We start from the raw sequence: 15,630 nt of genomic DNA on the forward strand, positions 1-15,630 counted from the left end.
TGCTTCACTGTTGGCGTGGACGTCGGGCGCTTGCGCACGCTGCGGGAGTTCGCCGACCGCGGCAGCGTCACCGCGGCCGCGCGGGCGCTGCACTGCACGCCCTCGGCGGTGTCGCAGCAGTTGCGGGCGCTGCAGCAGGAGGTGGGGCTGGCACTGACCGAGCCCTCCGGCCGGGGCCTGCGGCTCACCGACGCCGGGCGCGCGCTGGTCGCTCGCGCGGACGAGGTGCTCGCGGCGGTCGACCGGGCCGACGCCGAGCTGGACGCCTATCGCAGCGCGCCCCGCGGCAGGGTGCGGCTCGCGTTGTTCCCCTCCGCGGCCCTGATGCTCCTGTCCGGGCTGCTGCACCGGTTCGCCCGGTACGACGGCCTCGACGCCGAGGTCCGCGATGTCGACATGACGCCACCGGAGGTGCCCGGGCTGCTGGCCGACTTCGACCTGGTGGTCGCCCACCGCGACGAGCACGCGGCGCCCTTCGAGGACGAGCGGCTCGAGGTGGTGCACCTGTTGCGGGAGCCGCTCGACCTCGCGCTGCCGCCGGGGCATCCGCTGGGCGCTGCCGACCGGGTCGGGCTCGCGGACGTCGCCGCGGAGCCGTGGATCAGCGTCGACGTGGGGTTTCCGGTGGACGACGTGCTGCTGTCGCTCGCGGTCCGGACCGGCATCCGCCCGAGGGTCGTGCACCGCATCAACGACTTCCGCATCATCGAGTCGCTCGTCGCCGCCGGGCACGGCGTCGCGCTGCTGCCCCGGTACACAGTGGACACCACGCGCGTGCTGCGCAGGCCGCTGGCCGGCATCCGCGCCGCTCGGCACGTGGAGGTCGTGCTCCGGCCTGGCGCGGCCACCCGGCCCGCCGTGGCCGCGGTGCTCGACGCGCTGCGCGCCGAGGTGGCGGAAGTCGGCCGGGAAACCCTGCCGTGACCTGACAGGGTTCACCACGATCGTGACCCGGATGAACCAGAGACTGACAGGCAGGGTGGCACTGGTCGCGGGCGGCACGCGCGGCGCGAGCAGGGCGATCGCGGTGGAGCTGGCCAGGGCGGGAGCGTTCGTCTACGTCACCGGGCGCACCACCGAGGAGAACCGGTCCGAGGTGGGCAGGCCGGAGACGATCGACGGAACCGTGCGGCTCATCGAGCGGGCCGGAGGCAAGGGTGTCGCGATCCGGGTCGACCACCTCCGGCCCGAGCAGGTGCGCGCGCTCGCCGAGCGGATCGACGCCGAGCAGGGCGGGCTGGACATCCTCGTGGACGGCCTCTGGGGCGGCGACGGCTACCTGGAGTGGGCGAAGCCGGTGTGGGAGCACTCGCTGGAGGCGAGCCTGCGGATGATCCGGCTCGGCATCGACGCCCACATCATCACCAGTCACCACCTGCTCCCGTTGCTGATCCGCAGGCCAGGCGGGCTCGTGGTGGAACTGACCGACGGCACCCGGGAGTACAACGCGACCTTCCGGAAGGGCACGTCGCTGGCGTTCTACGTGGCGAAGGCGGCCGCCCACCACGTCGCGCTGGCCGAGGCGGAGGAACTGCGGCCGCACGGCGGCACCGCGGTCGCGGTCACGCCGGGCTGGTTGCGGTCCGAGGCGATGCTCGACGAGTTCGGCGTCACCGAGGAGAACTGGCGGGACGCGCTGCCCGGGCAGCCGCACTTCTGCGTCTCGGAGTCGCCGACGTTCGTCGGCAGGACCGTGGCCGCGCTCGCCGCCGACGAGGACCACGGCCGGTTCACCGGCGAGACGCTGTCCAGTGGCTGGCTGGCGCAGGTGTACGGCATCGACGACGTGGACGGCAGCAGGCCGGACGCCTGGCGGTACCTCGTCGAGGTGGCGGACGCGGGCAAACCGGCCGACGCCACGGGTTACCGCTGACGCGCCCGCGAGTCCCCCGTTCCTGCGCGCGAGTGCTGCATTCGCCGCGATCCGAACGCAGCACTCACGGACCCGGGCGGGGGACTCGCGGGCCGGAGTGGCGGTCGAGCATCCGGCGGGCCAGGTCGGCGAAGGCGGTGCGCACCCGCTCGGGTTCCAGGATCTCCACGTCGGGGCCGAGCCCGAGGAGCTGACCCGCCGCGACGCCGTCACCCTCCAGATACAGTTCCACCTCGGTCCAGCCGTCCGGTCCCGGCTCGCCCGCGCGGTCGAGCGCCGCGACGGCCAGATCCGCGTCGACGACGTGGGGCAGCGTGCGCACCCCCGCGCGGCTCAGCCTGACCAGCACCCGCTCGTTGTACAGCGAACGCTCGAACCGCGCTGAGGACCTTTCCCACCAGCTCGCGAGGTCGAAGCCGGCGGGCCGATCGAACCGCTCGCCGACCTCCTCGACCGCGCGGATCCGCGACACGCGGTACGTGCGGCGGTGCTCCCCGACCGCGGCGACGAGGTACCAGATCCCGGCCTTGAGGACGAGCCCGAGCGGTTCGAGCACCCGCTCGATCGTGCCGTCGCCGCGCGCGTAGGAGACCCGCAGCCGCTGCTGTTCCCAGACCGCGCGGGCGATGTCGGCCAGGTGCTCGGCCTCGTCCTCGCGGCGAAACCAGCCGGGAGCGTCGAGGTGGAACCGTTGCGCGAGGTGCTGGGCCTGTTCCCGCAGCGGCGCGGGCAGGGTCGCCGAAACCTTGGCGTGCGCGGCCGACACGGCCGTGCCGAGCCCCAGCTCGGCCAGCGCCCTCGGCACGCCCATCGCGAAGATCGCCACCGCCTCGCGGGACGTCAGCCCGTCGAGCCGGGTGCGCCAGCCCTCGACCAGGCGCACGCCACCGTGCCTGCCCTGCTCCGTCCACAACGGAACGCCCGCGGCCTGCAGCGCCGCGAGGTCCCGGTGCATCGTCCGCTCCGAAACGCCCAGGGCACCGGCCAGTTCGGCGACGGTGGCGCTACGCCTGCTCTGCAGGGTGAAGAGCAGCGCCACCAGCCGTTCCGCTCGCATGCACCAGATCATGCCCGGTCCGGAGCCGGAACGCCGCGCCGGCCACCGACGCCAGCGCCACGGCCACGCCGAGCGAGACCACCAGGCTGACGAGCGGCTCCTCGACGATCCGGCCGCCGAGGTAGCCGAGGGCCACCGCATAGGCCGACCACAGGGTGACGCCGATCGCCGAGGCGGTGACGAACACGGTCCTCGGCCAGCGCAGGGACCCGGCGAGCAGCGCTCCGGCGGTGCCACCCGCGGGCAGCCAGCGGGCGATGACGAGCACGGGCACCGGGTTGCGCTCGATCCGGTCGGTGAGCCAGCGCAGGCTGGCCGCCGGGCCGGGGCGGGCGCGGACCCGGCGCAGGGCCCAGGCCCCGCCACGCCTGCCCGTGGCATACAGCACGAGGTCGCAGACCAGGCAGCCCACGGCCGCCACGAGCACGACCGGGACGAGCGAACCACCCTGTTCGGCGGCGGCCACTCCCAGGCCGATCAGCGCCAGCTCCGTCGGAGCGAAGGGCACGGCGGAGATGACGAAGAGCACCAGCAGCGAGACCGTCGAGGCGTCCACGACCCGTCCAACGCCCGCCAGTCTGAGAACCCCTCAGCAGCGGGCAGTGAATGGCACATCGTCTGCGTTGAACGCAGGGAATGTGCCATTCACTGCCCGCAGCCGGGTCAGCGGTGGGCGCGGTTGACGGCCGAGACGACGGCGCGCAGGGAGGCCGTGACGATCGACGGGTCGATGCCGACACCCCAGTACACCTTGTCGGCCACGGCGCACTCGATGTACGACGCGGCCTTCGCGTCGTCACCCGGGGTGAGCGTGTGCTCGCTGTAGTCCATCAGCCGCAGGTCGAAGCCCACCGCGGACAGCGCGTCGAAGAACGCCGCGATCGGGCCGTTGCCGCGGCCCCGGATGTCCTGCTCCTCGCCGTCCAGCCGGACGGTGGCCGAGATCTCGTAGCCGTCGGCGCCGTGGTCGGTGACGTGCTGGCCGACTAGCTCCAGCGGCGCGGTCGGCTCCAGGTACTCCGCGGAGAACGCCTGCCACATCGTGTCCGGGTCGACCTCGCCGCCCGCCGTGTCGGTGTGCCGCTGAATGGTCTGCGAGAACTCGATCTGCAGCCGCCGGGGCAGGTCGAGCTGGTGCTCGGTCTTCATGATGTAGGCGATGCCGCCCTTGCCGGACTGCGAGTTGACCCGGATCACGGCCTCGTAGGTGCGGCCGATGTCCTTCGGGTCGATCGGCAGGTACGGCACCTCCCACGGGTGGTCCTCGAACGGCACCCCGGCCTTCTCGGCCTGCGCGCGCAGCGCGTCGAAGCCCTTGTTGATCGCGTCCTGGTGGCTGCCGGAGAAGGCGGTGAACACCAGGTCGCCCGCCCACGGGCTGCGTTCGTGCACCGGCAGCTGGTTGCAGTACTCGACCGTGCGCTTGATCTCGTCCATGTCCGAGAAGTCGAGCTGCGGGTCGACGCCCTGGCTGAACAGGTTCATCGCCAGCGCGGCCAGGTCGACGTTGCCGGTGCGCTCGCCGTTGCCGAACAGGCAGCCCTCGATCCGGTCGGCGCCGGCCTGGTAACCCAGCTCGGCCGCGGCGATGCCGGTGCCCCGGTCGTTGTGCGGGTGCAGCGAGAGGATCACGGAGTCCCTGCGCTCCAGGTTCCGGCTCATCCACTCGATCGAGTCCGCGTAGACGTTCGGAGTGGCCATCTCCACCGTCGCGGGCAGGTTCAGGATCACCGGCCGCTGCGGCGTGGGCTGCCAGATGTCGGTGACCGCGTTGCACACCTCGGCGGCGTAGGACAGCTCGGTGCCGGTGTAGGACTCCGGCGAGTACTGGAACCGGAAGTCCGTGTCGGAGTACTTGTTCGCGTACTCGACCACCAGCTCGGCGGCTTGCAGCGCGATCTTCTTGATGCCCTCGCGCTCCTCGCGGAACACGACGCGGCGCTGGAGGATCGAGGTCGAGTTGTAGATGTGCACGATGGCCCCGGGCGCGCCCTCCAGCGCGGCGAACGTCCGCTCGATCAGCTCGGGGCGGCACTGCGTCAGCACCTGGATGCGGACGTCGGCCGGGATCGCGTCCTCCTCGATGATCTCCCGGACGAAGTCGAAGTCGGTCTGGCTCGCGGCCGGGAAGCCGACCTCGATCTCCTTGAAGCCCATGCGCACGAGCAGTTCGAAGAACTTGCGCTTACGGGCGGGCGACATCGGGTCGATCAGCGCCTGGTTGCCGTCCCGCAGGTCGACGGCGCACCACAGCGGTGCCCGTTCGATCCGCTTGTCGGGCCAGGTCCGGTCGGGCAGCGTGATGTCCTCGACCAGGCGGTACCACGGTTGGTAGCGGTGGAAGGGCATCGAACTGCCGCGCTGCGGGTTCCACGCGGGCTGGTCGGCCGGTGCGGGCCGGGACGGTGTTCGGATGCGGCTGGACGGGCTCACGGAGGAATCGGGCGTGCTCATGCTGAAGGGGCTCCTGCTCGCTGTGCGGGTATCGGACGGCGGACGACCGGCGGCACCACGCATCCCCGCGACGGGGAGCCGGTCTGATCAGGCCCCGTCGCGGCAGCGAAGCAGAAGGGCACGTGCCACGCGGCCAGCTTAACCACGACGGTCTCGGGTTGAAAAGCCGGGGCCGTGGCCGAACCGTTACCCGCGGCCCCCTGGCCGGGGGTTACTGACGCGTAGCGTTCCGCGAACGAAAGTGCCAGACTTCGGGGCATGGGTGAGCACGCCGAGAGGAATGACCGGGACGAGGGCGCCACGCAGGCGATGCCGCCGGTCCACGCCTCGTCCACCTACGGCAGCGCGGCCGAGGAGCCGGAGCCGAGGCGGAAGCGCCGCACCGACTGGGTCGCGGTCAAGGACCAGGTCGTCGGGCTGCTGGCCGCGGTCGTCCGCTGGGCCGGCCTGTTCTTCGCGGCCCTGCTGGTGCTGCACGTGATCTTCGTGATCGGTGAGGCCAACCCCGACAACGGCATCGTGTCGTTCGTGCAGAGCTGGGCGGACTGGCTCTCCCTCGGGTTCCAGGACCTGTTCACGCCCGAAGACGCCAAGCTGAAGGTGCTGGTCAACTACGGCATCGCCGCACTGTTCTGGCTGATCGTCTCCGCGGTGGTGGCCAGGATCATCCGGCGGGTCGGCGGCAGCGCCTGACGGCCCCGGCTTCAGAAGGCCGGGTTGCCCCAGTCGCCGGTGAAGGCGAACTCCGCGAGCGGGAGCCGCGTGCGGGGCGCCGTCTCCCGCTGGACACTGCGCTCGTCCCCGAGCACCTCGGGGTCGCCGAGCACGCCGACGGCGATCGCGATCACCGGGCGCACGCCGTCGGGCAGGGTGAACGCGGCCCGCACGGCATCGTGGTCGAAGCCCGCCATCTGGTGGACCACGAGTCCTTCGGCCACCGCCTGCAGCGCCAGGTTCTCGCCGGCCAGCCCGAGGCCGTACTCGGCGTAGGGCACCTCGCCCTTCTCGTTGTGCGTGACGGCCAGCCCGACCAGCAGCGCCCCGGCGCGATGGGCCCAGGACTGGTTGCGCTCGGTGAGCGTGCCGAGGATGCGCTGGAAGGTGTCGTCGCCCCGGCGGCCGACGAGGTAGCGGGCGGGCTGGGTGTTGCCGAAGGAGGGAGCCCAGCGCGCGGCTTCCAGCAGCGCGCGCAACTGGTCGGGGTGGACCTCGGCTGAGGAGTCCAGCGCTCGCGGGCTCCACCGCCGCGCGATCAGCTCGTGGATCGGGACGCTCGTCTCGGCTTCCTTGTCGCTCATCGGGCGCCGAGTATACGGCCTGGCCTCGGCAGATGATCTCGGGGAAAAAGTGGTCGGCGCCACAGCGCGAGGTGTTCGCGGAAGGTGCCCCCGGTAGGCTACGTGCGAAAAGAAGGGAGCGGGGCCCTTCCGACGACACTGGGAGGCACCCCTGCCCCGGTCGAGGAGGTTCGGGCAAATTGGCGCTCGTAGTCCAGAAGTACGGCGGTTCGTCGCTGGAGAGCGCTGACCGGATCAAGCGCGTGGCCGAGCGGATCGTGGCCACGAAGAAGGCAGGCAACGAGGTCGTGGTGGTGTGCTCGGCGATGGGCGACACCACCGACGAGTTGCTCGATCTCGCGGAACAGGTGAACCCGGTTCCCCCGGAACGCGAGATGGACATGCTGCTCACCGCGGGTGAGCGCATCTCCAACGCGCTTGTAGCGATGGCGATCTCGGCGCAGGGTGCCGAGGCGTGGTCGTTCACCGGTTCGCAAGCAGGCGTCGTCACCACGTCGGTTCACGGCAACGCACGGATCATCGACGTCACGCCGAGCCGCGTGACGGAGGCGCTCGAGCAGGGTTACATCGCGCTCGTCGCCGGGTTCCAGGGCGTCGCCCAGGACACCAAGGACATCACCACGCTCGGCCGTGGTGGCTCCGACACCACCGCGGTCGCGCTCGCCGCGGCGCTGAACGCGGACGTGTGCGAGATCTACTCCGATGTGGACGGTGTGTACACCGCGGACCCGCGGATCGTGCCCAACGCACGCAAGCTCGACACGGTGCCCTACGAGGAGATGCTCGAGCTCGCCGCGAGCGGCTCGAAGATCCTGCACCTGCGCTCGGTCGAGTACGCCCGCCGTTATGGCGTGCCGATCCGCGTCCGCTCGTCCTACAGTGACAAGCCGGGCACCACCGTGGCCGGCTCTATCGAGGAGATCCCCGTGGAACAAGCGTTGATCACCGGTGTCGCGCACGACCGGTCGGAGGCCAAGATCACGGTCACCGGCGTGCCGGACCACGCCGGTGCGGCAGGCCGCATCTTCCGCACGGTCGCGGACGCCGAGATCGACATCGACATGGTCCTGCAGAACATCTCCAACACGGCGGGGCGCACGGACATCACGTTCACGCTCTCGAAGGCGAACGGCCCGAAGGCGGTCGCCGAGCTGGAGAAGATCAAGGACGAGCTCGACTTCACGGCGGTGCTCTACGACGACCACGTCGGCAAGGTGTCGCTGGTCGGCGCGGGCATGCGCTCGCACCCTGGTGTCACGGCGAGCTTCTGTGAGGCGCTCGCCAAGGCCGGCGTGAACATCGAGATCATCAACACCTCGGAGATCCGGATCTCGGTGCTGATCCGGGACGCGCAGCTCGACGACGCCGTGCGCGCGATCCACGAGGCATTCGAGCTCGGCGGCGACGAGGAGGCCGTCGTCTACGCAGGGAGCGGACGCTGATGAGCAACGGACCCACACTCGCCCTGGTCGGTGCGACCGGTGCCGTCGGCACCGTCATGATCGACATCATCAACGGCAGGGAGTCGGTGCCGTGGGGGGAGATCCGGTTGATCGCCTCCCCGCGCTCGGCCGGCAAGAAGATCACGGTGCGGGGCGAGGAGCTCACGGTGATCGCCCTCTCGCCCGAGGCCTTCGACGGCGTGGACGTCGCCATGTTCGACGTGCCCGACGAGGTGTCCGCCGAGTGGGCGCCGATCGCGGCCGAGCGCGGCGCCGTCGCCGTGGACAACTCCGGTGCGTTCCGCATGGACGACGACGTGCCGCTGGTGGTGCCCGAGGTGAACGCCGACAAGGTGGCGGACCGGCCGAGGGGCATCATCGCCAACCCGAACTGCACCACGCTGTCGATGATGGCCGCACTCGGTGCGCTGCACCGGGAATTCGGCCTCAAGGAGCTGGTCGTGGCCTCGTACCAGGCGGCCTCCGGCGCCGGGCAGGACGGTGTCGACCGCCTGTACGCGGAGCTGGATGCCGTGTCGGGCAAGGGCCTCGGCGCGAAGGCGGGCGACGTGCGCGCGGCGCTCGAGGCGGGCGGACTGTCCCTTGCGGACACCCCGTTCGCCGGCACTCCGTTGGCGCTCAACGTGGTGCCTTCGGCCGGTTCCTACAAGGGTGACGGCTGGTTCTCCGAGGAGCTGAAGGTGCGCAACGAGTCGCGCAAGATCCTCGGGATCCCGGACCTGAAGGTGTCGGCGACCTGCGTGCGCGTTCCGGTGGTGACCACGCACTCGCTGGCGGTGCACGCCACGTTCGAGCGTGAGGTCACGGTCGAGGCCGCGCACAAGGTGTTCGAGGCGCAGCCGTCCGTTGTCCTCGTTGACGACCCCGAGAACGGCAGGTTCCCCTCCCCGGCCGAGGTCGTCGGCAACGACCCCACCTACGTGGGCCGGGTCCGGCAGGCGCTGGACTTCCCGAACACCCTCGACTTCTTCGTGTGTGGCGACAACCTCCGCAAGGGGGCCGCGCTCAACACGTACGAGGTCGCGGAGCAGCTGGCCCCCGAGTTCTCCTGAGGGCAGTGAAGGCCACCTTCAGTGCGTTCGACGCAGTGGAGGTGGCCTTCACTGCGAGCTGGTGCGGCACGGTAGGTTTCGGACCATGTGGAAGAGAAGCGCACTGGCCGCGCTCGGAATCCTGGGTACCGTGGCGCTCGCCGGCTGCGACGACGTGAACTCCGCGATCGACCAGGCCGACCGCGCCGCCGACCGCGCGTCCGTGTGCACGGAGGCGCTCGGCCTGGTGAACCTGAACCCGAACGTCGACCCCCAGCAGTTGCAGGCCGAGGCCGAGGAGAAGGCCAACCGGCTGCGCGAGCTCGGTCAGCAGGCGGCCGACCAGGAGGTGCAGCAGTCGCTGCAGCAGCTCGCCGACTCCTACGTCGAGCTGGAGCAGAAGCAGGCCACCGCCGCGGGCGAGTTCAACCAGTGGCTGCAGAACAGCATGAAGCAGCTCGACGAGCTGCGGCAGGCCTGCCTCTGACCGGACGCCGTCGCGGCCGGAACGCGGCACTCGCGGTCCTGGGCGAAGGACTCGCGGGCGGCTATCCGGTCGCGGCGGGGACCGGTTCCCGTACCCGGCGGCGTTGTAGCGCGAGCCCGACGGCGGCGAACAGCAGGCCACCCGCACCGGCCGCCGCGAAACCCCAGCCCGGCGCGGAGTGGTCCATCACGAAGCCCACGACCGGGGCGCCGAGGGCGAGCCCGATCCGCGTCGCCGAGTCCTGCAGCCCCATCGCCTCGCCGCGGACGCCGGGCGGCGCCAGCGCGCTGACCGCCTCGGTGGTGGCGGCGAGCGTGGGCGCGCAGGCCAGGTTCATCGGCACGAGCGCGAGCGCGAGCAGCCACCACGGCTGGTCCACCAGCCCGACGGGCAGCACCAGCACCGACAGCAGCACCATCAGCGGCAGCTGGGACAGCGACCGCGGGACGGCGCCGTGGACCAGCCCGCCCACCGCCGACGCCACCGCCATCACGGCGATCACCACCCCGGTCCACTCGACCTCGCCGGAGGCGCGCAACGCGGCGAGCGCCGCGATCTCCGTGCCCATCAGCACGAACGTCGCGCCCACCGCGATGAACAGCGCGGCCACCAGCGGCGCGGTGAGCCAGGTCCGGATCGGCTGCCGGGCCGTCCTCGGCGCGGCCGACTCCGCCGCGGTCCGCACCGGCGGGTTCGCCGCGTACAGCACGGCCGCCACCGCACCGAACGCGATGCCGATCGACGTCAGGGCGACGGTGGACGACAGCTGGGTGCTGACGAGGATGCCCAGCGCGGGGCCGATCATGAAAGACGTCTCGAGTGACATCATGTCCATCGAGTACGCCGTGCGCCGCTGCGGCGGCGGCACGAGTGCGGTGAGCACCTGCCGCGCGAGCGAGCCCGCCGGAACGGTGAGCATGCCCGCCGGAAGCGCCACCACGAGCAGCGCCTCGTAGGGCAAGTGCGGCGTGCTGAGCCAGTACGCACACGACGCCAGCCCGCACAGCGCCACCGCGGGGCGCAGCCCGTGCCGGTCGATCAACCTCCCGATCAGCGGCGCCCCGAGCGCGCTGCCGATCGTCGTCGCCGTGCCGATCAGGCCCGCGGCACCGTAGCCGCGCCCGAGCTCACTCACGACGTGCAGCGTCAGCGTGATGCCCATCGCCGTCATCGGCAGGCGGGCGACGAACATCAGCAGGATCGACGCCGGAACGCCGGGCAGGCGCAGGACGCGGAGGTAGGGCTGGAGCGGCACGCTCCGAGCCAACCGCAGGTTGGTACGTCCGTGCAACTTTTTTGTGCTGGCTCCCCGGCGCCACCCCCATGACCGGGCCGAGCCCGGCAGCGGCACCACCGTGGGCGACCCGATCAGCGGTCCGGCGCACTCGGTCTTCCCGATCAACGTGCCGTTCGTGCTGCCCGGGATCGCCGCTCTCGCGCCGCGCCCGGAACCCGCGCGTGGGTGCGCGCCTGCCGCTCGGCCGGCCTCGCCTGGGCCGCCGTGCTCGTGACGGTCCCGTCGCTCGCGTGGATGGGTGCCGTGTTCGCCGCCGTTACCGGGTCCGCCGGGGCCATGGTGCCCACCGCCGTTCCCCGCCGGGCAGGCGTTCGCGTAGCGCGGCGCGTTCGGCGCGGCGCAGACGGGTCCGGCTGGAACCCTTCTCGTCACCGGCCCGGTACCAGCGCTCGTGCCACCAGCCGCCGTCGCGGACCAGGCGCTCGCCGAACGTGCCCGCCGTCAGCGCGGTCACGTGGGTTCGCAGTTCCGCGGCACATTCCTCGACGGTTTCCGCGCAGGCGTCGCACCGGCAGTGCGGCAGGGTCAGCTCCGTGCCACCGAGCCGGACACGGAGTGCGGGACGTCCGTCGAACACCATCGTCAGCGGCGCGGCGTCCCGGTCGGCGGGCACGAGGCGCACCGCGGGTGCGGGTCCGCCCCGCCCGTCGGGCTCGGTGGTCGTCTCGGTCGTGACGGCGTAGTCGCGGGCCAGCTCGGCGAGCACCGCGCGGCCGATCGCGTGCAGCGCGGCGTAGCGTCCCGGGTCGCTCACACCCCCATCCTCCCTGGGGAGGGGGAGCGAGGGAGCTTTACTACCGTCAGACGGCAGTAAAGCTCCCTCGCTCCCGGTGCGGCGACAAGGTCGAGGAGGCGTTCCGGAAGGAGGCCCGGGGCCCACCGCGGAACACGGCGCGGCCCGGCTGGTGGCCCGGGGCCGCGTTGTGCTGTGGACAGAGTGTTCGTTGCGACAAACGTGGGCGAATTACGCCGTTGTGGTTTAACTGTCGTACTGACACCACGGGGTGATCAGGGGAATCAATCACCGATTACCTCCCTGTGGGTTACCCAGATGGACCATCGGGTGATGTGACTACACAACGCAGTAGCCGTACTTTCGAACGTTGATCTTCCGGGCGAAAGGTAACCGGTCCGCGTTCATCAATTGTGGGTCATTCGAGCGAATCGAATTCGGCACGTGAGGATCGGAAATCAGCCCGGCGTGGTGATCGTCTGGTGAAGGCCCGACACGGTTGGTATCCAGTTTGCCGTTGGGTCTTTCGAAGGCCGGGAGGTATTAAATGAAAGGCAGGATTGCCCGCGCCATCGCGGCGGCCGCCGCCGGCGTCATGCTGGCGGTGACCGGATCCGGGATGGCCGCGGCGAGCGTGGTCGAGGGCGGCAAGGGGTCCTCGAGCACGGAAGCCGCGGGCACGAAGGTGCTCGAACTACGGGACGAACTGACGAGGAAGGCCTACGCCGGTGACGTCGCCGGCACCCAGGACACCCTCGCCAGGCTCGATCCGCTGCTGGCCGACCTGGCGGCCGGACAGCAGTACTCCATCCAGGCGGAGTCCCAGCAGCGGGCCGACGTCGCGCACCAGCACGCGCGGGAGGCGGCGAGGCTGCTCGCCGACCCGTCGGCGACCCCGAGGCAGGTGCCGAGCGTTCCGCTGCCGGAGATCCCCGACCTGCCCCCGCCGCTCGACGTGGTCAGCAACCTGCTGAAGAGCCTGCTGTCCGCGGTGACCGGGCTGCTGGCCGGTCTGCTCGGCGGTGGCGTGCCCGAGCTGCCCGTTCCGGAGACTCCGGAGGTGCCCGCGCCCTGACCGGTCGCGAAGAGGGGGAGCGGAATCCGGCGGCGACAATGCGCCGCCGGATTCCGCCGCGTCTTATTGCTCCCGCGATTTCCGGCTGAGTCCCATTCGCAGGGCGCCGGCGGCCTCGGCGGTGGCTTCGGTAAACCGCCTGCCGACGCCGAGGAAATTGATGTAACCGTGAATGAGGTCGTGCTGCCTGCTCAGTGCGACCGGGACTCCCGCCTCCGCCAGCCGCCGTGCGTAGGCCTCGCCTTCGTCGCGCAGGGGGTCGAAGCCCGCCGTCGCGACGTAGGCGGGAGGCAGTCCCTCCAGGTGCTCGGCCAGCAGCGGCGACATCCGGGGATCGGCACGGTCGACACCGTCGGGCGCGTAGTGGTCGAGGAACCACGTCATGTGCTCGTCGGTGAGGAAGAACCCGTCGCCGAACAGCTCACGGGAGCGCCGCCGCACCGTGGCGTCGACCCCGGGGTAGAACAGCAGCTGGAACGCGGGTGCCGGGCCACCGCGCCGCGTGGTCACCTGCGCCGTGACGGCCGCGAGGTTGCCACCCGCGCTGTCTCCGCCCACCGCGATCCGATCCGGATCCGCTCCCAGCTCGGCCGCCTTCGCGTGGGCGTAGTCGAAGGCCAGCACCGCGTCCTCGGTCGCGGCGGGGAACGGGTGCTCCGGCGCGAGGCGATACTCGACCGACAGCACCCGCACCCCGGCCCGGGCCGCGAGGAAGCGGGCGGTGTTGTCGTGGCTCGCGCGGGTGCCGATCACCCAGCCGCCGCCGTGGTAGAAGACCAGCAGCCCCGAGCCGTCGGGCAGGCCCTCGGGGGTGTACAGGGTCGAGGGGAGCGTGCCGTACTCGGCCGGGATCGGCACCTCACGCGTGTGCACCGGCTGGATGGGCCTGCCGCTCACCAGGTGCCGCGACTCGTCGAGCGCCGCACGCGACGCCTCGACCGACGACCCGACCAGCGCGGTGCCGCTGAGCTGCTGCATGCGGAGAAGCAGTTGCGCGTCGAGCGCGAGCTCCTGCCCGTCGATGCGGATCGGCCTGCCCGCGATCGCCCTGCGCACCGGCCTGGGCAGCGCGTAAAGGAGCTGGGCGGCCGCGGCCTGCACCCGGACCCGCAACGGTATCGACATGTCTCCTCCTCGTGGCCGGTGTCCAGGACAGAGGTTACTAACGAGTAGCCGTCCGGCCAACTGTGACGGATGTCCCCGCACCCCGAGATGGCTCTCGACCTAACTGGAAGGTTTAGCCTCGTGGAGTGACTTCCACAGCTGCGATCAAGGTCCTCGGTCTCGGTGGCTCCCTGCGTGACGGCTCGCAGTCGGAGCGGGCGCTGCGCATCGCGCTCGCCGGAGCCGCCGAGGCGGGCGCGGAGACCAGGGCCGTGACCGGCGGCGACCTCGCGCTGCCGTTCTACGACGCGGCCGAGGACCGCCGGTCCGCCGACGCCGCGGCGCTGATCGAGCAGGTGCGCACCGCCGACGGGCTGATCGTCGTGTCACCCGGTTACCACGGCGCGATGTCCGGCCTGGTGAAGAACGCCCTGGACTACGTCGAGGACCTGCGCTCGGACACCCGCCCCTACCTGCACGGCCGCGGTGTCGGGCTGATCGCCGTGGCCCATGGCTGGCAGGCCGCCGTCACCACGCTCGCGCAGCTGCGCCAGGTCACGCACGCCCTGCGCGGGTGGCCCACACCGCTCGGCGGGGCCGTCAACACCGCCGAGGTCAAGTTCGACGACGCGGGTGGCGCGTCGGAGGAGAAGGTCTTCCACAACCTTCGCCTGATCGGGCGACAGGTCGTGGAGTTCGGCCTGGCTCAGCGAGCGCTCTGACGCGTTTCGGGTTCTCCTGGTTCGGGTAGTCCCCTACCGAGTTTGGAGGGGTTCCCGACTGATGGCTGATGCGATCTACACCGCTACGGCGACCGCACGCGGCGACGGCCGCGACGGCGAAGTGACCTCGTCCGACGGCGTGCTGGACGAGAAGCTGGCGGTGCCCAAGGAGCTCGGTGGTCCCGGTGGCTCGTTCACCAACCCCGAGCAGCTCTTCGCCGCCGGGTACTCGGCCTGCTTCCACGGCGCGCTGCGCGCGGTCGCCGGGAAGACGGGCGTGGAACTGGGTGAGACGGAAGTCACCGTGGACGTCCACCTCGGCAAGACGGAGGCGGGCCAGTTCGCGCTCGCCGTCGACCTGACCGCCTCGCTGCCGGGCATGGAGCAGGGCAAAGCGGACGAGCTGGTGGCCCAGGCCCACCAGACGTGCCCCTACTCCAGCGCGACCAGGGGAAACATCGCCGTGACGGTCTCAGCCAGGACCTGATGGCCCGAACCGCAGCACAGAGAGGACGGATCATGGCCAACGCACCCATCACGAGCCCACTCACCGAGAGCGACAAGGAAGTCACCGCCAACGCGCTGCAGTCCACGCTGGTCGACCTGATCGACCTGTCGCTGATCGGCAAGCAGGCGCACTGGAACGTCGTGGGCAGGCAGTTCCGCAGCGTGCACCTGCAGCTGGACGAGCTGGTCAGCGCCGCGCGCGGCTTCACCGACGACGTCGCCGAGCGGGCGAACGCGATCGGGGTCTCCCCGAACGGCAAGGCGAAGACCGTCGCCGAGAGCTCCGGCGTGTCCGAGTACCCGGACAACTGGCAGTCGGCCGAGACGACGGTGGACGCGATCGTCGAGCGGCTCGAGCAGGTGATCCGCAGGTTGCGCACCCGGATCGACGAGACCGACAAGAGTGACCTGGTGACCCAGGACCTGCTCATCGAGATCGCCCAGGAGCTGGAGAAGCAGCACTGGATGTGGCAGGCCCAGCAGGCCGACCGCTGACGCCCGCTTTTCGTCCCCCAAGGCCACCTTGGGG

The 15,630-nt window shown here is 71.1% G+C and carries 17 protein-coding genes; 10 read left to right on the plus strand and 7 right to left on the minus strand.

Translation table 11 applies throughout. The annotated features are described in order from the left end of the window. Positions 1 to 15: 15 nt before the first annotated feature. A complete protein-coding gene (locus B0I33_RS25380) occupies positions 16 to 924 on the plus strand; it encodes a LysR family transcriptional regulator (protein ID WP_106181382.1) in 909 nt (302 codons plus the stop codon). Between the two features lie 31 nt (positions 925 to 955). After that, on the plus strand, positions 956 to 1,873 hold the full coding sequence (locus B0I33_RS25385; protein ID WP_106181383.1) for an SDR family oxidoreductase: 918 nt from the start codon (positions 956 to 958) through the stop codon (positions 1,871 to 1,873). A 64-nt stretch (positions 1,874 to 1,937) separates the two neighbouring features. Here the strand turns inward: B0I33_RS25385 and B0I33_RS25390 are convergent, their stop codons facing one another. The 3 genes from B0I33_RS25390 to leuA all read right to left on the minus strand — a co-directional run bounded on the left by B0I33_RS25390 (position 1,938) and on the right by leuA (position 5,384). Continuing rightward, the gene (locus B0I33_RS25390; RefSeq protein ID WP_106181384.1) at positions 1,938 to 2,930 is read right to left on the minus strand and encodes a helix-turn-helix transcriptional regulator; all 993 of its coding nucleotides are present in this window, start codon (positions 2,928 to 2,930) and stop codon (positions 1,938 to 1,940) included. Beyond that, positions 2,878 to 3,486, minus strand: coding sequence for a DedA family protein (locus B0I33_RS25395; protein ID WP_106181385.1), 609 nt, complete (start codon positions 3,484 to 3,486; stop codon positions 2,878 to 2,880). The genes B0I33_RS25390 and B0I33_RS25395 overlap by 53 nt, the downstream gene beginning before the upstream one ends. Before the next feature lie 107 nt (positions 3,487 to 3,593). Beyond that, positions 3,594 to 5,384, minus strand: coding sequence for a 2-isopropylmalate synthase (gene leuA / locus B0I33_RS25400; protein ID WP_106181386.1), 1,791 nt, complete (start codon positions 5,382 to 5,384; stop codon positions 3,594 to 3,596). Between the two features lie 309 nt (positions 5,385 to 5,693). Here leuA and B0I33_RS25405 point away from each other — a divergent pair, with 309 nt between their 5' ends. Next, entirely contained in the window at positions 5,694 to 6,077 is a 384-nt protein-coding gene (locus B0I33_RS25405) for a hypothetical protein (RefSeq protein WP_425440521.1), read from the plus strand. 11 nt (positions 6,078 to 6,088) lie between these two features. Here the strand turns inward: B0I33_RS25405 and B0I33_RS25410 are convergent, their stop codons facing one another. Next, a complete protein-coding gene (locus tag B0I33_RS25410; RefSeq protein ID WP_106181388.1) occupies positions 6,089 to 6,682 on the minus strand; it encodes a nitroreductase family protein in 594 nt (197 codons plus the stop codon). 179 nt (positions 6,683 to 6,861) lie between these two features. Here B0I33_RS25410 and B0I33_RS25415 point away from each other — a divergent pair, with 179 nt between their 5' ends. The 3 genes from B0I33_RS25415 to B0I33_RS25425 all read left to right on the plus strand — a co-directional run bounded on the left by B0I33_RS25415 (position 6,862) and on the right by B0I33_RS25425 (position 9,663). After that, positions 6,862 to 8,124 (plus strand): aspartate kinase, encoded by a 1,263-nt coding sequence (locus B0I33_RS25415; protein ID WP_106181389.1) that lies wholly within the window; start codon positions 6,862 to 6,864, stop codon positions 8,122 to 8,124. Next, positions 8,124 to 9,197, plus strand: a complete 1,074-nt coding sequence (locus B0I33_RS25420; RefSeq protein WP_106181390.1) for an aspartate-semialdehyde dehydrogenase — start codon at positions 8,124 to 8,126, stop codon at positions 9,195 to 9,197. The genes B0I33_RS25415 and B0I33_RS25420 overlap by 1 nt, the downstream gene beginning before the upstream one ends. Before the next feature lie 85 nt (positions 9,198 to 9,282). Further along, positions 9,283 to 9,663: a hypothetical protein gene (locus tag B0I33_RS25425; RefSeq protein ID WP_106181391.1), complete on the plus strand. Its 381-nt coding sequence runs from the start codon at positions 9,283 to 9,285 to the stop codon at positions 9,661 to 9,663. 61 nt (positions 9,664 to 9,724) lie between these two features. Here the strand turns inward: B0I33_RS25425 and B0I33_RS25430 are convergent, their stop codons facing one another. Both B0I33_RS25430 and B0I33_RS25435 read right to left on the minus strand, forming a co-directional pair. Continuing rightward, positions 9,725 to 10,918 (minus strand): MFS transporter, encoded by a 1,194-nt coding sequence (locus tag B0I33_RS25430; RefSeq protein ID WP_106181392.1) that lies wholly within the window; start codon positions 10,916 to 10,918, stop codon positions 9,725 to 9,727. A 298-nt stretch (positions 10,919 to 11,216) separates the two neighbouring features. Beyond that, a complete protein-coding gene (locus B0I33_RS25435) occupies positions 11,217 to 11,714 on the minus strand; it encodes a DUF6226 family protein (protein ID WP_106181393.1) in 498 nt (165 codons plus the stop codon). 526 nt (positions 11,715 to 12,240) lie between these two features. Between B0I33_RS25435 and B0I33_RS25440 the strand changes: the two genes are divergently transcribed. After that, positions 12,241 to 12,768 (plus strand): hypothetical protein, encoded by a 528-nt coding sequence (locus B0I33_RS25440; RefSeq protein ID WP_106181394.1) that lies wholly within the window; start codon positions 12,241 to 12,243, stop codon positions 12,766 to 12,768. A gap of 63 nt (positions 12,769 to 12,831) precedes the next feature. Here B0I33_RS25440 and B0I33_RS25445 read toward each other — a convergent pair whose 3' ends face one another. Beyond that, a complete protein-coding gene (locus tag B0I33_RS25445; RefSeq protein WP_106181395.1) occupies positions 12,832 to 13,893 on the minus strand; it encodes an alpha/beta hydrolase in 1,062 nt (353 codons plus the stop codon). 125 nt (positions 13,894 to 14,018) lie between these two features. On the opposite strand from B0I33_RS25445, the gene B0I33_RS25450 reads away from it, so the two are divergent. The 3 genes from B0I33_RS25450 to B0I33_RS25460 all read left to right on the plus strand — a co-directional run bounded on the left by B0I33_RS25450 (position 14,019) and on the right by B0I33_RS25460 (position 15,596). Next, complete coding sequence (locus B0I33_RS25450) at positions 14,019 to 14,594, plus strand: NADPH-dependent FMN reductase (protein WP_106181396.1); 576 nt, start codon at positions 14,019 to 14,021, stop codon at positions 14,592 to 14,594. 61 nt (positions 14,595 to 14,655) lie between these two features. Beyond that, entirely contained in the window at positions 14,656 to 15,081 is a 426-nt protein-coding gene (locus B0I33_RS25455) for an organic hydroperoxide resistance protein (protein ID WP_106181397.1), read from the plus strand. Between the two features lie 32 nt (positions 15,082 to 15,113). Beyond that, entirely contained in the window at positions 15,114 to 15,596 is a 483-nt protein-coding gene (locus B0I33_RS25460) for a Dps family protein (protein ID WP_106181398.1), read from the plus strand. The last annotated feature ends 34 nt before the right edge of the window (positions 15,597 to 15,630 follow it).

The sequence above is a fragment of the Prauserella shujinwangii genome, assembly GCF_003001955.1.
Classification (GTDB): domain Bacteria; phylum Actinomycetota; class Actinomycetes; order Mycobacteriales; family Pseudonocardiaceae; genus Qaidamihabitans; species Qaidamihabitans shujinwangii.

Bases quoted from the DNA above. Each gene is read 5' to 3' on its own strand.
- B0I33_RS25385 (WP_106181383.1), top strand. From the start codon at position 956: ATGAACCAGAGACTGACAGGCAGGGTGGCACTGGTCGCGGGCGGCACG.
- B0I33_RS25440 (WP_106181394.1), top strand. From the start codon at position 12,241: ATGAAAGGCAGGATTGCCCGCGCCATCGCGGCGGCCGCCGCCGGCGTC.
- B0I33_RS25460 (WP_106181398.1), top strand. From the start codon at position 15,114: ATGGCCAACGCACCCATCACGAGCCCACTCACCGAGAGCGACAAGGAA.
- B0I33_RS25425 (WP_106181391.1), top strand. From the start codon at position 9,283: ATGTGGAAGAGAAGCGCACTGGCCGCGCTCGGAATCCTGGGTACCGTG.
- B0I33_RS25390 (WP_106181384.1), bottom strand. From the start codon at position 2,930: ATGCGAGCGGAACGGCTGGTGGCGCTGCTCTTCACCCTGCAGAGCAGG.
- B0I33_RS25445 (WP_106181395.1), bottom strand. From the start codon at position 13,893: ATGTCGATACCGTTGCGGGTCCGGGTGCAGGCCGCGGCCGCCCAGCTC.
- leuA (WP_106181386.1), bottom strand. From the start codon at position 5,384: ATGAGCACGCCCGATTCCTCCGTGAGCCCGTCCAGCCGCATCCGAACA.
- B0I33_RS25455 (WP_106181397.1), top strand. From the start codon at position 14,656: ATGGCTGATGCGATCTACACCGCTACGGCGACCGCACGCGGCGACGGC.
- B0I33_RS25420 (WP_106181390.1), top strand. From the start codon at position 8,124: ATGAGCAACGGACCCACACTCGCCCTGGTCGGTGCGACCGGTGCCGTC.
- B0I33_RS25405 (WP_425440521.1), top strand. From the start codon at position 5,694: ATGCCGCCGGTCCACGCCTCGTCCACCTACGGCAGCGCGGCCGAGGAG.
- B0I33_RS25410 (WP_106181388.1), bottom strand. From the start codon at position 6,682: ATGAGCGACAAGGAAGCCGAGACGAGCGTCCCGATCCACGAGCTGATC.